Raw genomic sequence first — 23,712 nt, 5'->3', positions numbered from 1 at the left:
CGCGCCACAGCGCATGACATCGCGGCGCCCTCCCCCCATCTGCCAGTGTTTGCCGAAACAGACCGTTAGTTGCAATTCGAAGAAGTTAATGACAATCGTCAACCCGCCGGGACGATCATCTCCCGCGCAATCGCACAGAAGGCGGCCGTCGCCGCGCTTTCGCCGTGCAGCCGGCGGCTCATGATGATCGGCGACGTCGCGGCCGGCTCCGGCAACCGCCGGTAGACCACGCCCTTCACGCGCACGCCCTCCACGCTCTCCGGCACCAGCGACACGCCGACCTGCGCGGCCACGAGCCCGAGCGCCGTCTGCAGCTCGCGCACCTCGTGAACGGCCGCCGGCACCAGCGCGCCGTCGCGCAGCGCCGAGAGCTGCTGATCGGCGAAGCTCGGCCGCGGCGTGCTCGGATAGACGATCAGCGTCTCGTTCGCGATATCCGCGAGCGTCAGCGGCCGGGCCGGATCGGCGAGCGGATGCCCGACCGGCAGTGCCGCGATCAGCTTTTCCTCGATCAGCGCCTCGCGCACCAGCTGGTCGTCGTCGAAACGCAGCCGGCCGAAGCCCACGTCGATCCGGCCGCCCTTCAGCGCGCCGAGCTGTTCGAGCGTAAACATTTCGATCAGCGACAACTCGACGTCCGGCTGCGCCTCGCGAAACGCGCGGATCACGTCCGGCAGCGCGCCGTACAGCGTCGACGGCACGAAGCCGATCACGATCCGCTCCGACAGCTGCGCAAGCCGCCGGGTCAGCGGGCCCAGTTCGTCGGCCTGGTCGACGAGGCGCTTCGCCTGCGCATAAAACACCCGCCCCGCATCCGTCAGTTTCAGCGGCCGCGCGCCGCGCTCGAACAGCGGCAGCCCGATTTCGTCCTCGATCGCCTGGAGCTGGCGGCTGAGCGGCGGCTGCGTCATGTGCAGTCGCTCGGCCGCCCGCGTGATGTTCATTTCCTCGGCGACGGCGATGAAGTAGCGGAGCTGACGCAATTCCATTTCATGCCTCAAAGGTATGGAAGTAGTCGGAAAGAGTGTTGGACGACGCGGGGCGGGAATTCCTACCATGTGCACCAACAGGAGGAATCGCATGATAGCAACTGCCGCCACCATCGAACGCATCGAGACCCTGCTCGTCGACGTGCCGACGATCCGGCCCCACAAATTGTCGGTCGCCACGATGAATTGCCAGACCCTCGTGCTGGTGCGTGTTCGATGCACGGACGGTATCGAAGGCGTCGGCGAGGCGACCACCATCGGCGGTCTCGCATACGGCGAGGAGAGCCCCGAAAGCATCAAGGTCAACATCGACACCTACTTCGCACCGCTGCTGCAAGGCATGGACGCGACCCGCCCGGGCGCTGCGCTGGCGCGCGCCCGCAAGCTGTTCCAGGGCAACCGCTTCGCGAAGTGCGCGATCGAGACCGCGCTGTTCGACGCGCAGGCGCGCCGCCTCGGCGTGCCGCTGTCCGAGCTGTTCGGCGGCCGCCGGACCGATGCGGTCGATGTCGCCTGGACGCTCGCGAGCGGCGACACGCAGCGTGATATCGCGGAAGCCGAAGCGATGCTCGACGCGCGCCGCCACCGCGCGTTCAAGCTGAAGATCGGCTCGAACGCGGTGGCCGACGACGTCGCGCACGTGATCGCGATCAAGCGCGCGCTCGGCGAACGCGGCGATGTGCGCGTCGACGTGAACCAGGCGTGGAGCGAAACCGACGCGATCTGGGCCGGTGCGCGCTTGGCGGAAGCCGGCGTGAGCCTGGTCGAGCAGCCGATCGCCGCGACCAACCGCGCGGGGCTGAAACGCCTCACGCAACTGGCGCAGGTGCCGATCATGGCCGACGAGGCGCTGCACGGCCCCGTCGATGCATTCGCGCTCGCGCAGGATCGCGCGGCCGACGTGTTCGCGGTGAAGATCGCGCAATCGGGCGGCCTGCAGGGTGCGGCGAGCGTCGCGTCGATCGCGGCGGCGGCGGGCATCGAACTGTACGGCGGCACGATGCTCGAGGGCGCGGCCGGCACGATGGCGTCCGCGCAGCTGTTCAGCACGTTCGACTCGCTGAAATGGGGCACCGAGCTGTTCGGCCCGCTGCTGCTCACCGAGGAGATCCTCGTCGAGCCGCTGCGCTACGCGGATTTCAAGCTGCACCTGCCGGCAGCGCCCGGCCTCGGCATCACCTTCGACTGGGCCCGCATCGAACGGATGCGACGCGACGCCCGCTGATCCCCACACGACAACCGAAACCGGAGACACAGATGAACAAGCAAGCCATCGACGCACTGCTGAAGACCTTCGACGACGCCGCCGAGAAGCCGGGCAACCCGCGCGTGCGCGCGATCGTCAACCGGATCGTGAAGGACATCTGCTACACGATCGAGGACTTCGACGTGCAGCCGAGCGAATTCTGGACGGCGCTGAATTACCTGAACGAAGCCGGCCGCGAATTCGGGCTGATCGCCGCGGGCCTCGGCCTCGAGCGCTTCCTCGACGTGCGCATGGACGAAGCCGAGGAAAAGGCCGGCATCCAGGGCGGCACGCCGCGCACGATCGAAGGGCCGCTGTATGTCGCCGGTGCGCCGGAATCGGTCGGCCATGCGCGTCTCGACGACGGCACCGATCCGGGCCAGACGCTGATCATGCGCGGCCAGGTGCTCGGCCAGGACGGCGCGCCGATCGCGAACGCACTGGTCGAGGTATGGCACGCGAACCATCTCGGCAACTACTCGTACTTCGATCAGTCGCAGCCCGCGTTCAACCTGCGCCGCTCGATCCGCACCGATGCCGAAGGCCGCTACAGCTTCCGCAGCGTGCTGCCGGTCGGCTACAGCGTGCCGCCGGGCAGCAAGACCGAGCAATTGCTCGACCAGCTCGGCCGCCACGGCCATCGTCCGGCGCACATTCACTTCTTCGTTTCGGCGGACGGTTATCGTAAGCTGACGACGCAGATCAACATCGATGGCGACCCGCATCTGTGGGACGACTTCGCCTTCGCGACGCGCGACGGGTTGATCCCGCCGGTGAAGCAGGCCGAAGGCGCGGAAGGCAAGCCGTATGGCGTCGACGGGCAGTTCGCGCTGATCGATTTCGATTTCTCGCTGCTCAAGGACAAGCAGGACGTGCCGGGCAGCGAAGTCGAGCGGGCCCGCGCGCAGGCGTGAGTGGCCTTCCGATTCGACGAACCGATAACGCAAGGAGTGCAGGATGCTGTTTCATGTGGAAATGACCGTCCGTCTGCCGACGGACATGGATCCGGTCAAGGCGGCTACGCTGAAGGCGGAAGAAAAGGCGATGTGCCAGCGGCTGATGAACGAAGGGACCTGGCGGCATCTGTGGCGGATCGCCGGGCAGTATGCGAACGTCAGTATTTTCGACGTCGAGAGCGTGCAGCAGCTGCATGACCTGCTGAGCCAGTTGCCGCTATTTCCGTATATGGAGATGGAAGTGCGGGCGCTGTGCCGGCATCCTTCTTCGGTGCGGGAAGACGATCGGTAAGTGAACGCGAATCGCGGCCGTTGACGACGGCCGCGCAATGGACGGCACGGGCATGCCCGTGCCGTTTTGCATTCGGCCACGGCTCGGTCGCGCCGCATCAGGGTACGCGGCAACCGTCACTCCGCCAGATGCACCGCAAACCCCACCTTCCCCGGCACGATCTCGTCCTTAAGCGTCAACGCCGGGATCTCGTAATCACCCGCGTTCTGCCTGCGGAACGGAATCGGCTGCGTGCTCCACAGTTCATCCAGACGCTTGCCGAGCGCCGCGCGCGTTTCGTCGAAGCGCGCGTCGTTCATCTTCCCCGTCCGATAGATCACGAACGGCGGCAGCACGTCGAAGCCTGGGTAATACAGCATCCCGTGCTGGATCGGGAACAGCACGTCGTCGATCGGCCCGTTGATGCCGCGCGGGCTGTAATGCGACTCCCACCCGCCCGCCGTGACGATCACCATCGCGCGCTTGCCGGCAAGCGAACCTTCGCCATAGCGATCGCCCCAGTGCGTATCGGAATGCTCGCCCACGCCGTAAGCGAAGCCGCACGCATACACGCGCTCGAACCAGCCCTTCATGATCGCCGGCATCGAGAACCACCACAGCGGGAACTGCAGGATCACCGCATCGGCCCACCGCAACTTGTCCTGCTCGCGCACGATGTCTTCGCGCTGCGTGCCGGTCGCAAACGCGTGCTTCGAGTCGTTCGACGGATCGAAACGCGCGTCCGGCTCACGCCCGGTCAGGTCGTCCGCGTCGAACGCCGCCTTCCAGTTCATCGCATACAGGTCGGTCACCTGCACCGTGTGGCCGGCCGCTTCGAGATGGGCGACGGAGAAGTCGCGCAATGCGCCGTTCAGCGAACGCGGTTCAGGATGGGCATAGACGATCAGCACATTCATGTTCGGTACTCCGTTGCTTGAATGACTGCAGGATGCCGCCGCCAACGGTATATTTGAAATGAATTCCTGATATTCCAGGTATAGCCTTGAACAATCTCAGACGACTCGATCTCAATCTGCTCGTCACGCTCGACGTGCTGCTCGCCGAGCACAACGTCACGCGTGCGGCCGAGAAGCTGAACATGTCGCAGCCGTCGGTGAGCGTGCAATTGCAGAAGCTGCGCGACGTTTTCGGCGATCCGCTGCTGCTGCCGGGGCCGCGCGGAATGCGGCCGACCGCGCGCGCGGAAGCGCTGCGCGAACCGTTGCGCGATGCGCTCGAAGCAGTCGAGCGCGCGGTCATTCCGGCCACGCCGTTCGATCCCGCGACCGCGACGAACACGTGGCGCGTGGCCGCGACCGACTACGGCGAATCGACGATCGTGCTGCCCGCGCTGAACACGCTGCGTTCGGCCGCGCCCGCGACGCGCCTCGCCGTGGTCGAGCTTGTACCGCCGCGCATCGAGCAGGATACCGAACGAAACGGCATCGATCTCGTCTTCCATATGACCGAAGCGTCGCCGCCCGGGATGCGGCGCTTGCCGCTGTTCGCCGAGCGTTACGTGCTCATCGGCCGTGCCGGGCACCCGAAGCTGAAGCGGCGCCCGACGCTCGCGCAGTTCGGCACGCTCGAGCACGTGATCGTGTCGCCCGACGGCGGCGGCTTCTTCGGCGTGACGGACGAAGCGCTCGCGAAGGTGGGCGCCACGCGGCGCGTCGTGCTGTCGGTGCCGCATTTCCTGTTCGTGCTGTCGGCCGTGGCGAGCACCGATCTCGTCGCGATGGTGCCCGAGCGGCTGGTGCGCGACGTGCCCGCGCTGCGCGTGGTGGCAGCGCCCGTCGACGTGCCCGGCTATGAAATGTCGATGCTGTGGCACGAACGCGTGCATCGCGATCCGGCGCATCGGTGGTTGCGGGAGACGATCGCGGCAGCGGTGTAGATCGGTCGCGTGCCCGGGGCGGCCGCCCGCTTCGATCGCCATCGCACGAAATCCTTCATTCGGGGCTTGAAACCGCGCCAAACACTGTATATATTTACAGTGCTTTTGCACCATTTGACCCGAATTCCGTCATTCACAGACGAACGGACTTTTGTGAGGCGACCATGTTCCAGGCATCCGCATTCGATCCCGAGCAACCCGGCTTCAACCCCGTCCACTTCGAGCGCGCCGCGCAGCGGGCGGTCGTCGATCTGCAGCGAGTCGCGGGCGGCCCCGCGCAGCGGGCGCTCGGCCTGCGGCGCCGCACCCATCCCGCGGCCGTGCGCACGATGAGCTGGCAGGCGCTGCTGAACGTCGAAGAGCTGGCATTCTCGAATGCCGGCTTCCTGAGCCGCAACGATCCGGCCGTCGTCGACGCGTTCATCCGGCTGCGCGACAGCCGCCTGGTCGCCGCGGATGTCGAGGAGCCGGTCGACTGGCGCCGCGACGATGACGACCTGCCGGCCATCTACCTGATCGTCAAGGCGATGCTGGAAGCGGAAGAGGAAGAACGGGCCGAAGCGGCCTGAGCCGTGTGATGGCCAGTCGCCGCCACGGTCTGTCAGGGTAGCGCCGCCACGTTGCGTGGCGACGCGGCCGGCGTTGCGGCTCATTTCCGTCCTGCGCCCGCGAATCGGTGCAGCAGACGGTGAGCCACGAATCGCCGCGCTGGCGGATCACCGCCACGCGGCGCACCTTCAAGGGGCCGTCGCAGCGACCGCCCGTTACAGCCGCGCGGCGAGCCGTGAGCCCTGATCGATCGCGCGCTTCGCGTCGAGTTCGGCGGCCAGTTCCGCGCCGCCGATCAGGTGCACCGAGCGCCCGGCCGCCTGCAGCGGCTCGAGCAACGCGCGCTGCGGCTCCTGCCCCGTGCAGAGCACGATCGTGTCGGCTTCGATCAGCTCGTGATCGGTGCGCTGCTCGCCGTATGACACGTGCAGCCCACGCGCGTCGATCTGTTCATAGTTCACGCCGCCGATCATCTTCACCTGCTTCATCTTCAGCGTCGCGCGGTGAATCCAGCCGGTCGTCTTGCCGAGCCCCTTGCCGAGCGGCGCGGCCTTGCGCTGCAGCAGCGTCACTTCGCGCGCCGGCGCCGTCACCTGTGCCCGCGTCACGCCACCGCGCGTCGCGGCCGGGTCGGTCACGCCCCACTCGGCCTTCCACTCTTCCAGGTCGAGCGCCGGCGATTCGCCCTCCTGCACCAGGTACTCGGCGACATCGAAGCCGATCCCGCCCGCCCCGACCACCGCGACACGCCGGCCGACCGGCTGCCGGCCCGCGAGCACGTCGATGTAGCTGAGCACGTTCGGCCCGTCCTGCCCCGGGATCTTCGGGTCGCGCGGCGCGACGCCGGTCGCGAGCACGATCTCGTCGTAGCCGCCCGCGATCAGGTCGCTCGCATCGACGCGGCGGTTCAGGTGCAGGTTCACGCCGGTCAGCTCGACCTGGCGGCCGAAGTAGCTCAGCGCTTCGTGAAACTCTTCCTTGCCCGGAATCCGCTTCGCCATGTTGAACTGGCCGCCGATCTCGGCCGCGCCGTCGAACAAATCGACCTGATGGCCGCGCTGCGCAAGCACGGTCGAGCATGCGAGCCCGGCCGGCCCCGCGCCGACCACCGCGATGCGCTTCGGCTGCGCGGCGGGCGTGTATTTCAGCTCCGTCTCGTGGCACGCGCGCGGGTTCAGCAGGCACGACGCGATCTGGTTCTTGAACGCGTGATCGAGGCACGCCTGGTTGCAGCCGATGCAGGTATTGATCTCGTCGGCACGGCCCTGCGCGGCCTTGACGACGAACTCGGCATCCGCGAGCAGCGGGCGCGCCATCGACACCATGTCCGCGCAGCCGTCCGCGAGGATCTGCTCGGCCACTTCGGGACGGTTGATGCGGTTGGTCGTCACGAGCGGAATGCCGACCTCGCCCTTCATCTTCTTCGTCACCCACGCGAACGCGCCGCGCGGCACCGACGTCGCGATCGTCGGCACCCGCGCCTCGTGCCAGCCGATTCCCGTGTTGATGATGGTCGCGCCCGCGCGCTCGACGGCCTTCGCGAGCTGCACGGTTTCGCTCCAGTCGCTGCCGTCCGGAATCAGGTCGAGCATCGACAGCCGGTAGATCAGGATGAAATCGCGGCCGACCGCTTCGCGCGTGCGCTCGATGATCTCGATCGGCAGCCGGATGCGGTTCTCGTACGAACCGCCCCACTGGTCGGTGCGCTTGTTCGTATGCATCGAGATGAACTGGTTGATCAGGTAGCCTTCGGAGCCCATGATCTCGACGCCGTCATACCCGGCTTCCCGCGCGAGCTTCGCGCAGCGGACGAACGCGCGAATCTGCCGCTCGACGCCGCGCGCGCTCAGTTCGTGCGGCGCGAACGGCGAGATCGGCGACTTGATCTTCGACGGCGCGACCGCGAACGGGTGATAGCCGTAGCGTCCCGTATGCAGGATCTGCAGCGCGATCTTGCCGTCCTCCGCGTGCACGGCCTCCGTGATCTCGCGATGCCGCCGCGCGGCAGCCGACGTCATCAGCGTGCCGCCGAACGGCTTGGTCCAGCCGGCCACGTTCGGCGCGAAGCCGCCCGTCACGATCAGGCCGACGCCGCCGCGGGCGCGTTCGGCGAAATATTCGGCGAGCCGCGGCAACGTCTTGCGGCTGTCCTCGAGGCCCGTGTGCATCGAGCCCATCAACACGCGGTTCTTCAGCGTCGTGAAGCCGAGATCGAGCGGGGCGAGCAGGTGGGGAAAGGTCGTGGTCATGATGAGCGTGCCGATTCGTGCCAGTAAGCGATGCGTGACATCGTAGGCGCGCGCCGCCTTGAACGTGAGGGGGCAAACAGCCATAATGCTTGTCATTTCCGGCCAAGACGACATGACTTCCCCTCTCGCCAAGGACCGCCTCGGGCTGCGCCGGCCGACGATTCCGGTCGCCTATCCGCGCCTGCTGCTGCAGGCGCTGGCCGCGCGCGGCGTCGATCTGGCCGCCGTACGCGCCGGCACCGGCCTGCGCGATGCGGTATTGGCCGAACCGGACGCGCGCGTCGCGCCGTCGCAATGGGGGCGGCTCGTGCTCAATGCGATCGAGATCGGCGGCGATCCGGGCATCGGGCTCGCGTTCGGGCTGCTGCTGAAGCCGACCGTGCACGGTTTTCTCGGCTATGCGACGCTGACCGCGCGGGACATCCGGGAAGCGCTCGCCGTCACGCAGCGCTACTTCCGGATGCGCAATCGCCAATATCGCCTGACCTATGCAGAAGACGAACGCGGCGCGACGCTCGAACTGCACGGCGTACAGGCCAGCCCCGTGCTGCAGCATCACGTGATGTTCGAATTCGTGTTGACCGGGCTCGCGCAGAACATTTCGCAATGGGCCGGACGCGAGTCGCCGCCGATCAAGCTGCAATTCGCGTGGCCGGAGCCGCCTTATTTCGCGCGCTATCGCGATCAATTGCCACCGGTCGAATTCGGCTGCGCCGCCAACGCGCTGTGGATCGCGCGCGACGTGCTCGACTGGCCGCTGCCGCTCGCCGACGAAGTCGCGCACCGGCAGGCGCTCGTGCAGGTGGAGCGCGAATACGCGCAGGTGCGTCAGGAGGAAGGCGATCTCGTCGAACGCGTGCGCGCGGAGCTGGCACGCGGGGCCGGCGATTACCCGGGACCGGAGACGCTCGCCGACGCGCTGCTCGTGTCGACCCGCACGCTGCGGCGCCGGCTTGAGGACGCCGGTTCGAGCTATCGGCAATTGCTCGACGAAGCGCGGTTTCGCGACGCGAAGCAGTTGCTCACCGCGTCGGATCTCGACCTGAAGACGATCGCCGAACGGCTGCAATTCACCGACCCGGCGAACTTCACGCGCGCGTTCCGGCGCTGGGCCGGGCAAACGCCGAGTGCGTATCGTGAAGCGGCTGCCGGGTTGACGGGACAGAAGCCGGACAGCGCACGCTAATCCGATTCGATCGTCGCATCCAGGCTCGTCGACGCACGCGCCGTCAGGACTTCGACGAACATGCCGACGAGCGGCTCGACGACGGGCTGCGTGGCCGGGCCCTCACCGATCACGGCGACTTCGGACGCGGGCAGCGCCGGCCATTGCGCGGACGTCGGCAGGATCTTCATGCCGGGCTGCAGGAACGACTTGCCCAGCGCGGTGACGCCCAACCCACCCGCCACCGCGGCCTGCACGCCGGCCAGATTGCTGGCCGTGCAGCCCACCGACCATTCGCGGCGTGCCGCATCCAGGCTTTCGGTCATCACTTCGCGATAGGCGCAAGGCGGCGGCATCATGACGAGGCGCGCAGGGCGGCCCGGGTCGTTCCGGTAGTTTTTCGCGGCCAGCCACACCAGCGGCTCGCGCCAGATCACGCGGCCGCGCAGTGGCGCGCCTTCCTGCTTCTGCCGGGCGAAGACCACATCGAGCAGGCCGGCCCGATGCGCGTCGGCGAGTTCCGGGCTCGATCCGGTGACGAGTTCCAGCTGAACGGCCGGGAAGCGCTCACCGAAGCGCGCGAGGATGAGCGGCAATTGCGCGTGCACGAGATTTTCGGAGACGCCGAGCCGCAACCGCTCGACTCGCTGCGGCTCCCGCCATTCGCGCATGAACGCGTCGTACTGCGCCAGCAACCGCCGCCCGCCGGCAAGCACGCGCTCGCCTTCCTGCGTCAGCCTCAGCGAGCGGCTCGTGCGCTCGAACACGCGCACGCCCAGCGCCTCCTCGAGCCGCAACACTTTCTGGCTGACGGCCGATTGCGAACGGCCGACGACGTCGGCAGCCGCCGTGAAGCTGCCCGTCTCGGCCACGGCGACGAACGCGTGCAGCAAATCCAGGTCCAGCATCGTGCCCCATCCATTCGATAATCTTCTAGATCCAAGAAAGATTATTCGTTTGTCTTCTTGTTGGCAAGTTCACACAATGACTGCGTGTCAGCCGGACTCGATCGCGAGTCGCGGCAGGCAACGGATCAAGGTCGTCGTTTCAACGGAGCAGAAAGATGAGCAAACGCAATTCGGTCGAGATCGTCGAGCACTTCTGGCGGGAAGTCTGGCAGGCGCGCAATCCCGACGCGGTGGACGCACTCGTCGCCGAGGATTTCGCGATCACGTCGGGGGGCGTGGTCATCCGCTCGCGCGCGGCATTCAAGACGTGGGTCGCGGCGTTCCTCGCGAGCATCGACGACTTCCGGTTCGACGTCGTCGAAACGTTCCAGAACGAAGCGGGCGACCGCGTCGCGAGCCGCTGGCGCGTGACGGGGAAGAACAACGGGTTCATGGGATCGGCGCCGTGCGGGTCGCCCATCGACATGACGGGCACGGCCGTCTGGCACGTGCGCGACGACGGGTTGCTTCAGCACAACTGGGTCGAACGCAATGCGCTCGAGGTGCACCGGAGCCTGAAGGGCGCGCAGCTGTAACACTCAGGAGCGGCGAGCAAGCGCGCTCGCCGTGCCACGCGCGAATCGATCAGGCCGAACGCGCCGCGCCGCCCAGATCAATCCGCGCGCCGCCGTCACCCTCATCCGCTTCGATCCGCACCTCCCCCGTCGCGGCGACGATCGCGTCGTACACGTCGTCGGTCACGCACACCACCGGCACCGCGATCGCATACAGCTCGGCCGCCACGATCGCGCCGATCGAGATGATCAGGTCGCGCTCCTTCAGCACGATCGCGACCGGCCCCGTGCCGTTGCGCACGGCTTCCGCGAGCACGCTGCTGCTCGAACTCGAGCCCTTCGCGTGCGGCATCACCATCACCTTGCCGGCGAGGCTCGCGCCGGCCTGCGGATGGCCGCGATCGACGATCTTTCCGGCGCCCGAGTCGTAGCCGCCCCAGAAGCTGAGCGGCTTGTCGAGCACGAACGGGCGCGCGCATGCGCTGCCCGGCACGAGCGTGTCGCCCGTCATCATCTTCCCCGTGGCTTCAGTCACCGAATCGCACCTTTCCTTCGTACGCCGAACGCACGCATTCGCGCATGCTGCCGTACGCGACCGTCACGCCGATGTTCGCGGGCGCATACGACGCCCATTTCCCCGAATTGGTCATCACGAGCCCCGACAGTTGCTTCATCACCGGCGTGATGTACGTGCAGGTATCGACGACGATCTGGATGCCGCGTGCCGCGAATTTCTCCGCGAGGCCGGCCTCCTCCAGTTCCCACAGGATGAACCGGCTCGTGTTCACGTAGAAATCGCAGGCCGGCTTGCCGTCGAACGCATCGAGCAAGGTATCGAGCGTGCGGAATTCGGCCAGCGAGAAATGCGGCGTGCCGAGCGCCACCGCGACAAGCGCATCGCCGGCCGCGCCGTGGTTCAGCGTGCGGCGAATCTCGTCGAGATCGGCCATCGCGACATCGACCGTGCGTTGCGCCGCTTGTCCGTGCAACGCGGCATCGAGCGTGGGGGCTTCAGGTGTCACGCCGACCGCATGGAACAGCGCGACGGCCCCGCTCGACGCGGCGGCCGCGCCGAGTGCCTTGAGTTCGTCTTCGGTGGTGTTCGCCGGCAGCCCGACGATCGCCGGCACGACCGCGCCCGCGATCCTGCCGATCAGCAGCCCGAGTGCGGCGAAATAGATGTCGCGCGACAGCAGGCGACTGAAATCCGGTGCGTTGAACACGATCCGCGCGGCGCGATTCGCTTCGACATGCAGCCCCGCATACGGCGCACGCCCGGTGATCGCCGCGGCCAGGTCGAGAAAATCGCCGTACCGGCTCGTCCGCGCGCCGAGCACCGAGTTCGCGAACACGATCGCGTTCGATTCGGCCCACGCGATCTGCTCGCCTTTCGCGGGACGGTTCTTCAGTTGATAGGGCGCGCACGTGAAGCTCGATTCGCAGCCGAGCTGCAGATGCGCATCCATCAGGCGCTGCGCATCGCGCTGGATCGTGCGATCGCCGTGGTACAGCTCGGGATGGATCAGATCGAGCGACCCGACGTTCAGCGTGGTCGGCACCGCGACCTTCGCGCCCGTGTCGACGAAATACTCGACGAAGTCGAGGCTGGTCTGGCCGTGGTACAGGCAGCCGTCGATATGCGCGGACGTGATGTCGATCAGGTGCGGCGCGGACATCACGTGTGCCGTGCGCGCGACGATCCGCATCGCGCGTGCGACGCCCTCGCCGAAATCCCCACGCAGCATGGCGCTGTCGCGGTCACTCAACTGCAGCATCGGTGGCTCCTCTGACGCGTGCCGACGGCGCCGGCGCGTGAAATCCGTCAGGGGACTCTACAACTGGAAATAAAAACTGTCCAGATCACCATCGATCCGGACATTTTCAAAAACCAATTTCCGCCATTGAACGCTGCCGACGCAACCAATGGCTCGAATTCCGCACCAGTTTGTCGCCAGCCCGCCGTCTAGCGTTCCGCGGTCACACTGAACAGCTCGTCGCGCAGCGCCTTCGCGCGGTCGCGGCCGAACTGCGTCTCGAATTCGTCCTGTGCAGCCTGCCATGCGACTTTCGCTTCAGCGAACGTGCGCTCGCCCAGCTTCGTGAGGCTCAGCGCATGCGCGCGCGTGTCGTGCTCGGACGCGGCCGTCGCGACGAAGCCGTCGCGCTGCAGCGGCTTCAGCGCGCGCAGCAGCGTCGTGCGATCCATCACGAGCGTATCGGCGAGTTCGCTCATCAGCAGGCCGGGCTGGCGCGTCAGGTTCGCCATGATCGAGAACTGGGCGGGCGTGACGCCGACCGGGGCCAGATGGCGCTCGTACAGTTGCGTGACGAAGCGCGCCGCCTGACGCAGCGCGAGGCAGTTGCACGCCTGGGCAATCGAGGTGTCGTTCATGTTTCGCAATTTATATGTGCATATGCATAAAGTCAATGTACACTCCGCCGTAACAAGGCCGGCGGCCGGCCTCGCGTCAAGGAGACGGACATGGACTACATCGACAAGCTGCGGGTTTTCCGGTCGGTGGTGGAGATGCGCAGCTTCACGCGCGCCGCCGACATGCATGGCCTCGCACGGCCGGTCGTGTCGCGCGCGGTCGCGGATCTCGAGGCACGCTTCGGCAGCCGGCTGCTGCACCGGACCACCCGCCAGGTGTCGCTGACCGAAACGGCCGAGCGCATCTACGAGCGCTGCGCGGCCGTGCTCGACGAACTCGACTCGCTCGAAGCGGAAGCGCAGTCGCCGACGCGCGAGCCCGCAGGCCTGCTGCGGCTCGTCGCGCACACCACGGCCACGCTGAACCGGCTGGTGCCGCTGATCGCCGGCTTCAAGGCCGCGCACCCGAAAGTGCGCCTCGACGTGACGCTGACCGAGCGCCCCATCGATCTCGTCGGCGAAGGCTACGACATCGGTATCGTCGTACCGTACATGCTGACGAACGAATCGACCGTCGTGCGGCTGATCGAGCGGATTCCGCTCGTGATCGTCGCGACACCCGCATACCTGCGCGCCCATTCGCGCCCGGTCGCGCCGGCCGATCTCGCCGACCATCCGTTCGTGCCGATGTCGCCGTCGCTGCGCCGGCCCGCGCTGTCGTTCCGCGTCGACGGCAACACGCTGACCGTGCCGTTCCGCTTCGACATCTCGTCGAACAGCCCCGTCTTCAACCGTGAAATGGTGATGCACGACTTCGGCATCGGCGTCGTGCCGAAGACGCTCGTCGAGGCTCAGCTTGCGTCGGGCGCGCTCGTGCAGTTGCTGGCCGACGCCGATCTCGTCGATGCGTCCGTCGAGATCAAGCTCGCCTACGCGAACCGCGCGCTGCTGCCCGCGAAGGTCAAGACGTTCATCGACTACACGGCCGCCTATTGCGACCGCGAAGGCTGGATCGTTCCGGCTGCCGCCTGACGCCGATTGGTACAGCCGCGACAACAATCTGATCGTGCCCCGCCGCTCGCTTCGCGCCGCATTGCCCCCTAACATGTGTACATGCACAAGATGACGCTCACCGATGACGATTGCTTCGCGGTCCGGCAAGCCGCCCGCCGGATCTCACAGTTCTACGAGCGTTATCTGTCGCGGGCGGGCGTGACGCCGTCGCAGTACAGCATTCTCGCGCTGCTGCGCGACCGGCCCGGCTTGACGATGGCGACGCTGTCGACCGTGCTGGTGATCGAACGCACCGCGCTGCTGCGCGCGCTCAAGCCGCTCGTCGGCGCGGCGCTGGTGGCCGGCCGGATCGAGCCGCGATGCCGCCGCCAGACGTTCGCGCTCACCGCGCACGGCGAAACGAAGATCGCCGACGCGCACGTGCACTGGCTCGCCGCGCAGGAAGCGTTCGAGCAACGGTTCGGGTCGGCGCAGGCGGCCCGCCTGAGAGACGAATTGTTCCGGATCACGCACAACCTGCCGGAACGCTAGCCCCTTCCCCGATCGACGACACGTTGTCGATCGCTTTGATAAGTGCATATACATAGGTGAATCGATGGAAACGACCCAAGCCGCTGCCTCATCCCGTGAAGCAGCAACACTCGACCAGCCCGCGAAGCAACAGCGCCGCGTGCCGTGGATGCGCATCGCGGTGGGTGCCGTCGTCATCGTCGTCGCCGCCGCCGCGCTCGACTGGCTGTTCGTGCTGCGCTTTCAGGAAAGCACCGACGATGCGTATGTCGGCGGCGACGTGACCGTGCTCGCGCCGAAGGTCAACGGCTTCGTCGACAAGATCCTCGTGACCGACAACCAGCGCGTGAAGGCCGGCGACGTGCTCGTGCAGCTCGATGCGCGCGACTACGACGCGAAACTCGCGCAGGCCAGCGCCGAAGTCGACAGCGCCCGCTCCGCGGTGACCGAACTCGAGGCGAAGCAGCAACTGCAATTCGCGGTGATCGGCCAGCAGGCGGCCGAGAAGAATGCGTCATCGGCCGAGCTGACGCGTGCCGCGTCGGATCGCGTGCGCTATCGCGAGCTCGTGAAATCCGACGCCGTGTCGAACCAGATCGTCGAACGCGCCGACGCCGACTATTCGAAGGCCGGCGCCGCCGTCGACCGCAGCGACGCCGCGCTGCTCGCGTCGAAGCGGCAGCTCGACGTGCTCGGCGCGCAGCTCGCCGACGCGCGGGCCCGCGTGAACACCGCGCTTGCCGCGCAGCGCGTCGCCGCGCTCAACGTCGAATACACGACGATCCGCTCGCCGGTCGACGGCTACGTCGGCAATCGCACCGGCCGCGTCGGGATGCTCGCGAACGTCGGCGTGCCGCTGCTGACGGTCGTGCCGGCATCCGGACTGTGGATCGACGCGAACTTCAAGGAAGACCAGCTGCGCAAGATGCACGCGGGCGATCGCGTCGACGTGTCGCTCGATGCGTCGAACACGAAACTGCACGGCCGCGTCGACAGCCTCGCGCCCGCCACCGGCGCGACCTTCAGCGTGCTGCCGCCCGAGAACGCGACCGGCAACTTCACGAAGATCGTCCAGCGCGTGCCCGTGCGCGTGCATCTCGATCCGCAGCCGGGCCTCGACCACGTGCTGCGCCCCGGCCTGTCCGCGGTCGTGACCGTGCATACCGATCACGCGAACTGAGCGGGAGACGACGATGACCACCGCGTTTTCCGGCGACCCGGCGTCGCAACCGACCAAGCAGCGCGTGTTCGCGTTCGCGCTGATGTGCATCGGCTTCTTCATGGCGACGCTCGACATCCAGATCGTCGCGTCGTCGCTGCGCGACATCGGCGGCGGACTTTCCGCCAGCCAGGACGAACTGTCGTGGGTGCAAACCGCCTACCTGATCGCCGAGATCATCGTGATCCCGATGTCGGGCTGGCTGTCGAAGGTGATGTCGACGCGCTGGCTGTTCGCCGCATCGGCCGTCGGCTTCACGATCACCAGCATGCTGTGCGGCGTCGCGTGGGACATCAACTCGATGATCCTGTTTCGCGGGCTGCAGGGTGCGCTCGGCGCCGCGATGATCCCGACCGTGTTCACCACCGCGTTCGTGCTGTTCCCCGGCAAGCAGCGGCTGATCGCGTCGACGACCATCGGCGCGCTGGCCTCGCTCGCCCCGGCGATCGGCCCCGTGATCGGCGGCTGGATTACCGACCAATGGTCGTGGCACTGGCTGTTCTACCTGAACCTCGTGCCGGGCATCGCGGTGGCCGCACTCGTGCCGCGCTACGTGCACATCGACGAACCCGACCTCAGCCTCATCAAGCGCGGCGACTATCTCGGCATCGTGCTGATGTCGGGCTTCCTCGGCTGCCTCGAATACGTGCTGGAGGAAGGCCCGCGCAAGAACTGGTTCGGCGACGACGCGATCGTGATCTGCGCGTGGATCTCCGGTATCTGCGGTTTCCTGTTCATCGTGCATGCGCTGACCGCGAAGGATCCGATCGTCGACCTGCGCGCGCTCGTCGTGCGCAACTTCGGGATCGGCAGCCTGCTGTCGTTCGTGACCGGCATCGGGATTTTCGTGACCGTGTTCCTGACGCCGCTGTTTCTGGCGCAGGTGCGCGCGTTCAGCTCGCTGCAGATCGGCATGGCGCTGCTGTCGGTCGGCGCGTTCCAGCTGATTGCGCTCTGTGCGTATGCGTTCGCCGCGCGCTACTTCAGCCTGCGCGCGCTGCTCGTGTTCGGGTTGATCTGCTTCGGGCTCGGCTGCTACCTGTACACGCCGATCACGCACGACTGGGGCTGGCGCGAACTGCTGCTGCCGCAGGCGCTGCGCGGCATCGGCCAGCAGTTCAGCGTGCCGCCGATCGTGACGATGGCGCTCGGCTCCTTGCCGCAGTCGCGCCTGAAATCGGCAAGCGGCCTGTTCAACCTGATGCGCAATCTCGGCGGGGCGATCGGCATCGCGGTGAGTGCGACGATGCTCAACGACCGGCTGAACTTTCACTACCTGCGCCTGAACGAACACGTGAGCGCCGGCCAGCCGCAGATCGCATCGCTGCTCGATCGCCAGGCCGCGTACTGGACATCCGTGGCCGGCAACACGCTGGACACCGCGCAAGCCGGGCTCGCGAACCTGCATCACCTGATCTATCGCGAGGCGCTGACGCTCACCTATGCGGATGCGTACTACGCGCTGTCGCTGTGCTTCGTCGTCGCGCTGCTCGCGGTCGTCTTCTCCAAACCCATTTCCCTGAACGCGCCGCCGCCGGACGCGCACTGAGGTTGAGGTCATCACCATCATGAAAAAACTTCTCGTCGCCCTCGCCGTCAGCGCACTCGCCGCAGGATGTGCGGTGCAGCCCGCGCAGCATCCGGCGCTTCAGGATTCGGTTCGAACGCTCGCGCCGGATGCATGGGACACCGATGTGCCGCGTGCGGACATCGACGCCGCCGCGTGGTGGGCGCAATTCCACGATCCCGCGCTCGACCGGCTGATCGCCACCGTGCTCGACGGCAACCTCGATCTGCAGGCAGCAGCCGAACGCGTGAAGCAGGCGCAGGCGCTGACCGTGCAGAAGCGCGCGGTGCTGCTGCCCGAACTCGATGCGACCGCGCATGCGGCCGACGCACGGCAGAACACGCCGCCGCCGCTCGGCTATGTGCGGCAGGCTGGCGCGGGGCTTGCGCTGAGCTGGTCGCCCGATGTGTTCGGCGGTGAACGGCTCGACCTGCTTGCCGCTCAAGCCGAGCTCGTCGGACAGAAGCATGCGGAAGATGCGATGCGGCTCGCGCTCGCGGCCGATGCGGCTTCCGCGTATGTCGATCTGCGCTGGGCGCAGCAGGAATTGAAGATCCTGCAGGACAACGCGAAGATCCGGCAGCATGCGCTCGAACTCACGCGCAAGCGGCAGGCGTTCGGGCTGTCGACCGAGCTTGACGTCACGCGTGCGCAGAACCAGCTCGATGCACTCGAAGCGCGGATTCCGCCGACGCAGGCGCAGATTACGCATCAGCTCAATCTGATTGCGGTGTATTCGGGGAGGACGCCGGAGTCGGTCGATCGGCTCTTGCTGGTACAGGCTGGGGAGATTCCTGCGCCGCCGGTTGGCGCGCCGGGGACGTTGCCTTCGCAGGCGTTGCTGCGGCGGCCGGATGTGCTGACGGCGTATGCGCAAGTCGAGCGGCGGGCGGCGCAAGTCGGCGTGGCGAAGGCTGAACGGTATCCGAAGTTTTCGTTGAACCTGACGGACGGGATTCTGGCCGCTTCTTATCTCGGGTTGCCGACGTTGACCGATAACCTGTTCAGTGCGGCGTTGAGTGCGACGAGCCCGATCTTCAATGCAGGACGGATTACCGCCGATATCTCGCAGAGCGAAAGCCGGATGCGTGAGTCGGAGCTCGGGTTGCGGCAGACGATGCTGCAGGCGTTGCGGGAAGTCGAGGATGCGCGGGCGAATCTCGTCAGTTCCGATGAGGCAACGCGCAGGCTGGGTAGCGCGCTTTCTGCGTCGGACAAGGCGCTTGGGTTGGCGAATCAGCTTTATAAGGGCGGTGCGACGGATTTTCTGGATGTGCTGTCCGCGCAGGAGGTTTATCTGCGGGATTCGGATTCGCTGAATCAGGTCAAGCGCGAGCATGCGCTGGCGGCGGTGGCGCTGTATCGGTCGCTTGGGGGTGGGTGGAGCAGGAATGACGCGGCGGGTGGGCCGGAGGTGGAAGCCGTGGCGAAGAACTGAGCGGTGCAAGTCTAGATCTGCTCTCTCAGTCAGCGTCAGGTTGGCTCTGAGCTTGCTTGAACATCACCTCATCAAGGGCGGTGATCGACCCGGAGCGGACAATTACGACCACCCCGGACGGAGCTTTAAATCAGGGCTCGTCGCCACAGGTCGAATGTATGATTATTGGAGCGCTCGGTAGCCTTGATTCAGAAATCGCCGACATATCCAGGCGCTGCCATGGCGAGCACTGTAGATGTTCTTTGCCACGAAGAGTATTAAAGCCGCAATCAAAAAGGCCAGACGGCCGGAGGAACAGAGGAGACCGGAGGCAGCATCGACAGCGGCCATCCGCCCTCCTTGAACAACCAATCCTTCGGAGTATGCCCAGATTGTGCCGAATATCAGCGCAGACCAGTTGAAACCGAGCTTCACGCGCTGCTCCGGCATTATCGGATGGATCATTAAGGTTGACGGCATCGTAGATAGGGAATTGATTATGGCGATATATCGATTATCGCCCTGGAAACGACGTTCTTTAGACGTCCGGTCGCGAATGATTCAATACTGGACGGATATTTTGGACAATCCTGACCTCGCTGTCGACTGACCGCTCATGGCCGATTTTCGCCGACGTGATCAGGCTGAATCGTTACAATCGCCCAGATGCCCCCTTCGACAGCGTCGAATTCGAGACATGCTGACTTCCTATTTCTGGAGCGGCGACGCCATCCGCAGTCGACGCGTAAGTGGCATCGTTCTATCAGGCACGGTCGACGTGCCCGTTCCCTCCGCACGCGTGCTTGCAGACTGGGAACGAGAAGCATCGTCGCGGCTCGTCCTGGAACCCGGGGACGTCGAGGCGATGCCTTTGGCGCGAACGCAAGCGCGCTGGCCGGACTATAAGCGCTGCGTGCAGGCAATGTCCGACTGGACGTGCGCACTAGGACTGCCCAACGTGCTTGCCTCCAGCGACGTAGCCCTCATGGCCTGTCGTGGCGCGAAGTACCATCATGACGGTGCGCAATATGGCGGTGCGGCCTTCTGCAATCTATTCCTGAGCGAGGACCGGGGGCTGGACTTGCATTTTCCCTCTACGGGCCATCGCATTCCCCTGACCCGGGGGACAGCTGTGATATTCGATACCGGCCAGCCTCATGGCGTCATTCAGCGCCGCAGCAGCGGCTTTAATGCGGCCGACTTCGCGACGGACCAGGATTGCATCCAGATATTCGTGACTTGGGAGCTTCCCATCGAAGATGCCCATGTCGGGCAAGCACTGAAGGTCGTCTTCGACGTCGCCCCTTCGACCTCGCTGCACCTGGATGAGGAGCAAGTCTGGTCGAACGGCGCACCAGCCGCTGTGTGTCCAGAATCTGGCCGCTGGTACCGGGTTGACTGATTGTTCGGGACACACCGCGGCGTTGCCGCGGCACGCTGGACAGACTTCTGCTCAGCAGGATAGACGCAAGCAGCGAGCGCCGTTGGGCTAACGTCAGCGATTTCAGCCTTTGCAATCGAACGGATGACGCGGCGCGGCCGCGCCGTAAAGTACCTGGCCATCTCTAAAAGTTCGGCGAAGTGATCGCTGCCGGCAGTCTGGCGCTGATCAATCGTCGACTACCGCGCGACACGATGCGGACGGCAACCCGAACTGGCCACGCGGCTTGGCGACAGGACGCGCCGCGCTCAGAGGAAGCGCCTGACCAGCATCGTCACCCACCGCCACGCACCGCCGCAGCCGACGGCCCGGCAGCGCGCATCGGGATCCGCCAGAAGGCGGCCATTGGCGTCGCTCACCAAACTCGAGTTGCGCAGGAAGTACGCCACGCTGTCCTGCAAGGGATCGAGCCCGTCCTCGGGGGTGTCGATCCACAGGCCGTTTTCGGTATTCAAGCGGGCCGACAGCGAATCGAAATTGAAACTGCCGAGATAATATCGATGGCCGTCGATGAGGACCAGCTTGGCGTGCATCATCCGGTTCTCCCGGTCGGAATATTCGCGCACCTCGATTCCGGCATTGACCAAGCCGGGCAGATCGTCGGCATAGGCGCGCCCAACTGCGGGGAATTCCTGCGTGATGCTCGCCAGCGACGCGCTCACCAGGATCACGTGGACACCTTCGCGCCGCTTGCGCTCAAGCGCCTCGCGCAGTTCCGGCACCAGGATCAGGTAGGGGTTGATGATCAGGATCTCGTGCTGCGCCGTATCGAACGCATGCAGCATGTCCTGCAACGTGCCTGGCGAGCGCTTGTCGGGCCAGTCGTGGACATAGCGCAGGCGCTCGCAGGCGATCGGCATCCAGACGGGATCGAAATTCGCCCCGGGAGCGGGCGGAGCGGCGGGATCATTGGGCGTATCGGAGGCAGTCGGTGTATCGGTAGCGACCCGCTCCGTCGCCCGGGCCGCAGCGTCGGGCGGAGCCATCAGCCATTCGCGCCAATAACGGATGCGCGCCGGGTCCAGCGTCGCATAACCCTGCGACGCGCGATAAGGACTGGCGACTTCGAGGAATTTTTCCGGCTCGGGGCGAACCCCTTCCGGGCTATTCCAGAACGAAGCGAAATGCTGGTACATGGCGTGCAGGGAAGAAGCATCCTGGCCGGCGTCGCCCGACACCATCAGGTCGCGCTCACTGAGCCAGTTGCGGAAGCTCGCATCCCAGATCGAGGTACTGCCGATCACGGCCGTGTCCCCAACCAGAAACAGCTTGTCATGCATGCGATGCGAAATCTCGACGAGATCCGATCGTGGATGGAAGATTCGGAGTTCGATGCCGGGCGCCACCTCGTGCAGGGCGACGATGAGCTCGTCCTCGAACGGGTAATGCGGCTCGGGGCCGATGCCGTCGATCAGCAGCTTGACCGGCACGCCTCGGCGCGCAGCCTCGACCAGATGACGCAACAGCAGGCCGCCGGTCTGATCGATTTCGAAGATGTAGGCGAGGATGCGGATCTGTTCGGCAGGTGTCGCACGGTCGACCAGCGCAATCCGCGACTGCATCAACTGACCGTCGTCGAGACTGGCGACCAGGTCGACACATTGCGCGTGGCCGTGCTGAGAAAAGGCAAACACGCATGCCAGAATGAGCGCCAGGCTTTTCGTTGTGGTCATGATGTGGCGAGCGGGTTCGACGTGTCTCGGGCCCTGCGTCCTTGAAAGTCTGGAGGATTTTGTCGCGTCAGCACGGTCAAGTAGCTCACTGTTCTTCGAGAAGGTGAACAGAACAGCCAGCCCAAGATTGTTACCGTGGACACGAGCGGCGCGAATCTGGCCGTACCTTAAGCACGCAGCAGACATGACATCAGCGCAGTTGAAAGAACGGCGTTCCGGAAAGTCCGATTGTCGTCGATCCATGAGCACTATTCCAACGAACGCTCATGGCCGAACCGAGTCAGACAATCTGACGCCATCTGCCTGGTCCAGTCCAGACTGATACAACTGGCCACCGGGATGTGCAGGGTTGGCGGGTCACTGAATGGCCCCACTGCCCTGCACGATGCGATACCGTGCAGGAAAAGGTCACTCACTGCCTGACATCGCGTACGACAAAGTACAGGTCTTTGGTTTTCGCATTCAGCAAGTATCCGCCGTGAACATTCTGATACGCCCCGCTTCGCCCGAGTCCGTCGAAATTGAAGCCCACGCATAGATAGCGCTGACGGTCGACCGTTGCCATGCTCCACTCGGCCAGCACGGGATTGAATGCAGTCGGCTTGATTCCACCGTTATTTCCAACGGGTATCGCCGCAGACAGTCGGTAGAGCTTGCCCGCGTAGATAAGCGCCTGCGTCGACTTTCCTTCGGCATAGCCAACGTCGGCACCCTCATGTTTGACGACGTAACTGGCGTTGAAACCGTCTGCGTAGTCGTCCTCTTGCGACACCTCATGCGTGTTGATGTCCTCGATCGTAATGGACGGCGAGACGGACCGCGCCATCAGGCAGCTTTTCACCAGCCCGTCGCCCGGGGGCGCCGCCCATCCGACGCCGGACGCGGCCATGACTGCGACGGTCAACCCGATCTTCTTCATCGATATTCGTTCTCACGCCGATTCGGCGGGTGACATGAAGTCGCGCCGACATACCGCTTCTCGATGTGGGCGGGACCGACTGGCCTGCAACTCATCGGCGTGCAGCGCGGACGCCCGCGCCGCCGCCTCTTGCATCCGCGAATTACAGCGGCGGCCGCTTCAGCTTCACCCAGCGCTGCACCGACGGCCGCTCCCACTGCGATCGCGCATAGTCGGCGAGACGCTGCGGCACCGGATCGTCGTTCAGCACCAGACGGTTCAGCATCACCGCCAAATCGACATCGGCAATGCTCCACTCGCCGAACAGGTTCGCCGCACCCGGTGCGAGCAGCTTGTCGGCAGCCGCGAACAGCTTCTGAGCGGCAGCCTGCGCCAGACTCGACAGCGGCTCGCTCGACGGCCCGTAGAACAGCACTTCGGTCGACCGCTCCGTCCGAACCGGCATCAGGTCGCTGCGCAGCCACGCCTGCACCTGTCGCGCCCGCGCACGCTGGCGCGGCTCGACCGGATAGAGCCGCGTGCCCGGGAAAGTCTCGTCGAGATACTCGGTAATCGCCGACGATTCCGACAGCGCGAAATCGTCGTGCACGAGCGTCGGCACGCGTTGCGTCAGCGAGGTCGCCGCGTAGTCCGGCGCGAAATGCGCGCGGTTGCCGAGATCGACGGTCACCAGTTCGTACGGCAGCGCCTTTTCCTCGAGGGCGACGAAGACCGACATCGCGTATGGGCTCGTGTATTGCGTATCCGCGTAGAGGCGGAGATGACCGGTTTGCACTGCTGGCTCCTTGTGGGTGCGG

24 protein-coding genes are annotated in these 23,712 nt (G+C 65.7%); 13 read left to right on the top strand and 11 right to left on the bottom strand.

Annotation, left to right across the window (positions count from 1 at the left end; translation table 11 throughout):
• Positions 1 to 98: 98 nt before the first annotated feature.
• Positions 99 to 989, bottom strand: coding sequence for a LysR family transcriptional regulator (locus tag CFB39_RS21525; RefSeq protein WP_047851664.1), 891 nt, complete (start codon positions 987 to 989; stop codon positions 99 to 101).
• 91 nt (positions 990 to 1,080) lie between these two features.
• Between CFB39_RS21525 and CFB39_RS21520 the strand changes: the two genes are divergently transcribed.
• From CFB39_RS21520 to catC, 3 genes are read left to right on the top strand one after another with little or no spacing between them, the layout of a single operon-like run.
• Positions 1,081 to 2,214, top strand: coding sequence for a muconate/chloromuconate family cycloisomerase (locus CFB39_RS21520; protein WP_089428086.1), 1,134 nt, complete (start codon positions 1,081 to 1,083; stop codon positions 2,212 to 2,214).
• Between the two features lie 32 nt (positions 2,215 to 2,246).
• The gene (gene catA / locus CFB39_RS21515; protein WP_089428087.1) at positions 2,247 to 3,149 is read left to right on the top strand and encodes a catechol 1,2-dioxygenase; all 903 of its coding nucleotides are present in this window, start codon (positions 2,247 to 2,249) and stop codon (positions 3,147 to 3,149) included.
• A 43-nt stretch (positions 3,150 to 3,192) separates the two neighbouring features.
• Entirely contained in the window at positions 3,193 to 3,483 is a 291-nt protein-coding gene (gene catC / locus CFB39_RS21510) for a muconolactone Delta-isomerase (protein WP_011355923.1), read from the top strand.
• A 116-nt stretch (positions 3,484 to 3,599) separates the two neighbouring features.
• Here the strand turns inward: catC and CFB39_RS21505 are convergent, their stop codons facing one another.
• Positions 3,600 to 4,379, bottom strand: coding sequence for an NAD(P)H-dependent oxidoreductase (locus CFB39_RS21505; RefSeq protein ID WP_089474368.1), 780 nt, complete (start codon positions 4,377 to 4,379; stop codon positions 3,600 to 3,602).
• 86 nt (positions 4,380 to 4,465) lie between these two features.
• Here CFB39_RS21505 and CFB39_RS21500 point away from each other — a divergent pair, with 86 nt between their 5' ends.
• Positions 4,466 to 5,359: a LysR family transcriptional regulator gene (locus tag CFB39_RS21500; RefSeq protein ID WP_089474367.1), complete on the top strand. Its 894-nt coding sequence runs from the start codon at positions 4,466 to 4,468 to the stop codon at positions 5,357 to 5,359.
• A gap of 164 nt (positions 5,360 to 5,523) precedes the next feature.
• Positions 5,524 to 5,928, top strand: coding sequence for a DUF2471 family protein (locus CFB39_RS21495; RefSeq protein WP_039344831.1), 405 nt, complete (start codon positions 5,524 to 5,526; stop codon positions 5,926 to 5,928).
• A gap of 195 nt (positions 5,929 to 6,123) precedes the next feature.
• Here the strand turns inward: CFB39_RS21495 and CFB39_RS21490 are convergent, their stop codons facing one another.
• A complete protein-coding gene (locus CFB39_RS21490; RefSeq protein ID WP_089475625.1) occupies positions 6,124 to 8,157 on the bottom strand; it encodes an NADPH-dependent 2,4-dienoyl-CoA reductase in 2,034 nt (677 codons plus the stop codon).
• 85 nt (positions 8,158 to 8,242) lie between these two features.
• Between CFB39_RS21490 and CFB39_RS21485 the strand changes: the two genes are divergently transcribed.
• Positions 8,243 to 9,343, top strand: coding sequence for an AraC family transcriptional regulator (locus CFB39_RS21485; RefSeq protein ID WP_089474366.1), 1,101 nt, complete (start codon positions 8,243 to 8,245; stop codon positions 9,341 to 9,343).
• Here CFB39_RS21485 and CFB39_RS21480 read toward each other — a convergent pair.
• Complete coding sequence (locus CFB39_RS21480; protein ID WP_089474365.1) at positions 9,340 to 10,230, bottom strand: LysR family transcriptional regulator; 891 nt, start codon at positions 10,228 to 10,230, stop codon at positions 9,340 to 9,342. The two genes, CFB39_RS21485 and CFB39_RS21480, sit on opposite strands and share 4 nt — an antisense overlap.
• A 155-nt stretch (positions 10,231 to 10,385) precedes the next feature.
• Between CFB39_RS21480 and CFB39_RS21475 the strand changes: the two genes are divergently transcribed.
• Positions 10,386 to 10,805: an ester cyclase gene (locus CFB39_RS21475; protein ID WP_089428106.1), complete on the top strand. Its 420-nt coding sequence runs from the start codon at positions 10,386 to 10,388 to the stop codon at positions 10,803 to 10,805.
• Between the two features lie 49 nt (positions 10,806 to 10,854).
• Here the strand turns inward: CFB39_RS21475 and CFB39_RS21470 are convergent, their stop codons facing one another.
• The 3 genes from CFB39_RS21470 to CFB39_RS21460 all read right to left on the bottom strand — a co-directional run bounded on the left by CFB39_RS21470 (position 10,855) and on the right by CFB39_RS21460 (position 13,176).
• Complete coding sequence (locus CFB39_RS21470; protein ID WP_373452748.1) at positions 10,855 to 11,295, bottom strand: aconitase X swivel domain-containing protein; 441 nt, start codon at positions 11,293 to 11,295, stop codon at positions 10,855 to 10,857.
• A gap of 16 nt (positions 11,296 to 11,311) precedes the next feature.
• Entirely contained in the window at positions 11,312 to 12,559 is a 1,248-nt protein-coding gene (locus CFB39_RS21465) for an aconitase X (protein ID WP_089474363.1), read from the bottom strand.
• A gap of 188 nt (positions 12,560 to 12,747) precedes the next feature.
• Entirely contained in the window at positions 12,748 to 13,176 is a 429-nt protein-coding gene (locus CFB39_RS21460) for a MarR family winged helix-turn-helix transcriptional regulator (RefSeq protein WP_089428109.1), read from the bottom strand.
• Between the two features lie 90 nt (positions 13,177 to 13,266).
• Here CFB39_RS21460 and CFB39_RS21455 point away from each other — a divergent pair, with 90 nt between their 5' ends.
• From CFB39_RS21455 to CFB39_RS21435, 5 genes are all read left to right on the top strand, one after another.
• On the top strand, positions 13,267 to 14,187 hold the full coding sequence (locus CFB39_RS21455) for a LysR family transcriptional regulator (RefSeq protein ID WP_089474362.1): 921 nt from the start codon (positions 13,267 to 13,269) through the stop codon (positions 14,185 to 14,187).
• A gap of 81 nt (positions 14,188 to 14,268) precedes the next feature.
• Positions 14,269 to 14,700: a MarR family winged helix-turn-helix transcriptional regulator gene (locus tag CFB39_RS21450; protein ID WP_069250988.1), complete on the top strand. Its 432-nt coding sequence runs from the start codon at positions 14,269 to 14,271 to the stop codon at positions 14,698 to 14,700.
• 64 nt (positions 14,701 to 14,764) lie between these two features.
• Positions 14,765 to 15,859, top strand: coding sequence for an HlyD family secretion protein (locus tag CFB39_RS21445; protein ID WP_089474361.1), 1,095 nt, complete (start codon positions 14,765 to 14,767; stop codon positions 15,857 to 15,859).
• A 13-nt stretch (positions 15,860 to 15,872) separates the two neighbouring features.
• Positions 15,873 to 17,447 (top strand): DHA2 family efflux MFS transporter permease subunit, encoded by a 1,575-nt coding sequence (locus tag CFB39_RS21440; RefSeq protein ID WP_089474360.1) that lies wholly within the window; start codon positions 15,873 to 15,875, stop codon positions 17,445 to 17,447.
• Between the two features lie 19 nt (positions 17,448 to 17,466).
• Complete coding sequence (locus CFB39_RS21435) at positions 17,467 to 18,903, top strand: efflux transporter outer membrane subunit (RefSeq protein ID WP_089474359.1); 1,437 nt, start codon at positions 17,467 to 17,469, stop codon at positions 18,901 to 18,903.
• A gap of 162 nt (positions 18,904 to 19,065) precedes the next feature.
• On the opposite strand, the gene CFB39_RS21430 is transcribed toward CFB39_RS21435, so the two are convergent.
• Positions 19,066 to 19,317, bottom strand: coding sequence for a hypothetical protein (locus tag CFB39_RS21430; protein WP_241025782.1), 252 nt, complete (start codon positions 19,315 to 19,317; stop codon positions 19,066 to 19,068).
• Between the two features lie 262 nt (positions 19,318 to 19,579).
• On the opposite strand from CFB39_RS21430, the gene CFB39_RS21425 reads away from it, so the two are divergent.
• Positions 19,580 to 20,284, top strand: coding sequence for a hypothetical protein (locus CFB39_RS21425; RefSeq protein WP_089474357.1), 705 nt, complete (start codon positions 19,580 to 19,582; stop codon positions 20,282 to 20,284).
• A gap of 287 nt (positions 20,285 to 20,571) precedes the next feature.
• Here CFB39_RS21425 and CFB39_RS21420 read toward each other — a convergent pair whose 3' ends face one another.
• The 3 genes from CFB39_RS21420 to yfcF all read right to left on the bottom strand — a co-directional run bounded on the left by CFB39_RS21420 (position 20,572) and on the right by yfcF (position 23,690).
• Complete coding sequence (locus CFB39_RS21420) at positions 20,572 to 21,996, bottom strand: phosphatidylserine/phosphatidylglycerophosphate/cardiolipin synthase family protein (protein ID WP_256991442.1); 1,425 nt, start codon at positions 21,994 to 21,996, stop codon at positions 20,572 to 20,574.
• A 412-nt stretch (positions 21,997 to 22,408) separates the two neighbouring features.
• The gene (locus CFB39_RS21415; protein WP_089474356.1) at positions 22,409 to 22,915 is read right to left on the bottom strand and encodes a hypothetical protein; all 507 of its coding nucleotides are present in this window, start codon (positions 22,913 to 22,915) and stop codon (positions 22,409 to 22,411) included.
• 142 nt (positions 22,916 to 23,057) lie between these two features.
• On the bottom strand, positions 23,058 to 23,690 hold the full coding sequence (gene yfcF, locus CFB39_RS21410) for a glutathione transferase (protein WP_089474355.1): 633 nt from the start codon (positions 23,688 to 23,690) through the stop codon (positions 23,058 to 23,060).
• Between the last annotated feature and the right edge of the window lie 22 nt (positions 23,691 to 23,712).

The sequence above is a fragment of the Burkholderia sp. AU6039 genome (genome assembly GCF_002223365.1).
Taxonomy (GTDB): domain Bacteria; phylum Pseudomonadota; class Gammaproteobacteria; order Burkholderiales; family Burkholderiaceae; genus Burkholderia.
Note: the sequence above shows the minus strand (reverse complement) of the source record. Positions and strands in the feature narration are given on the sequence as shown.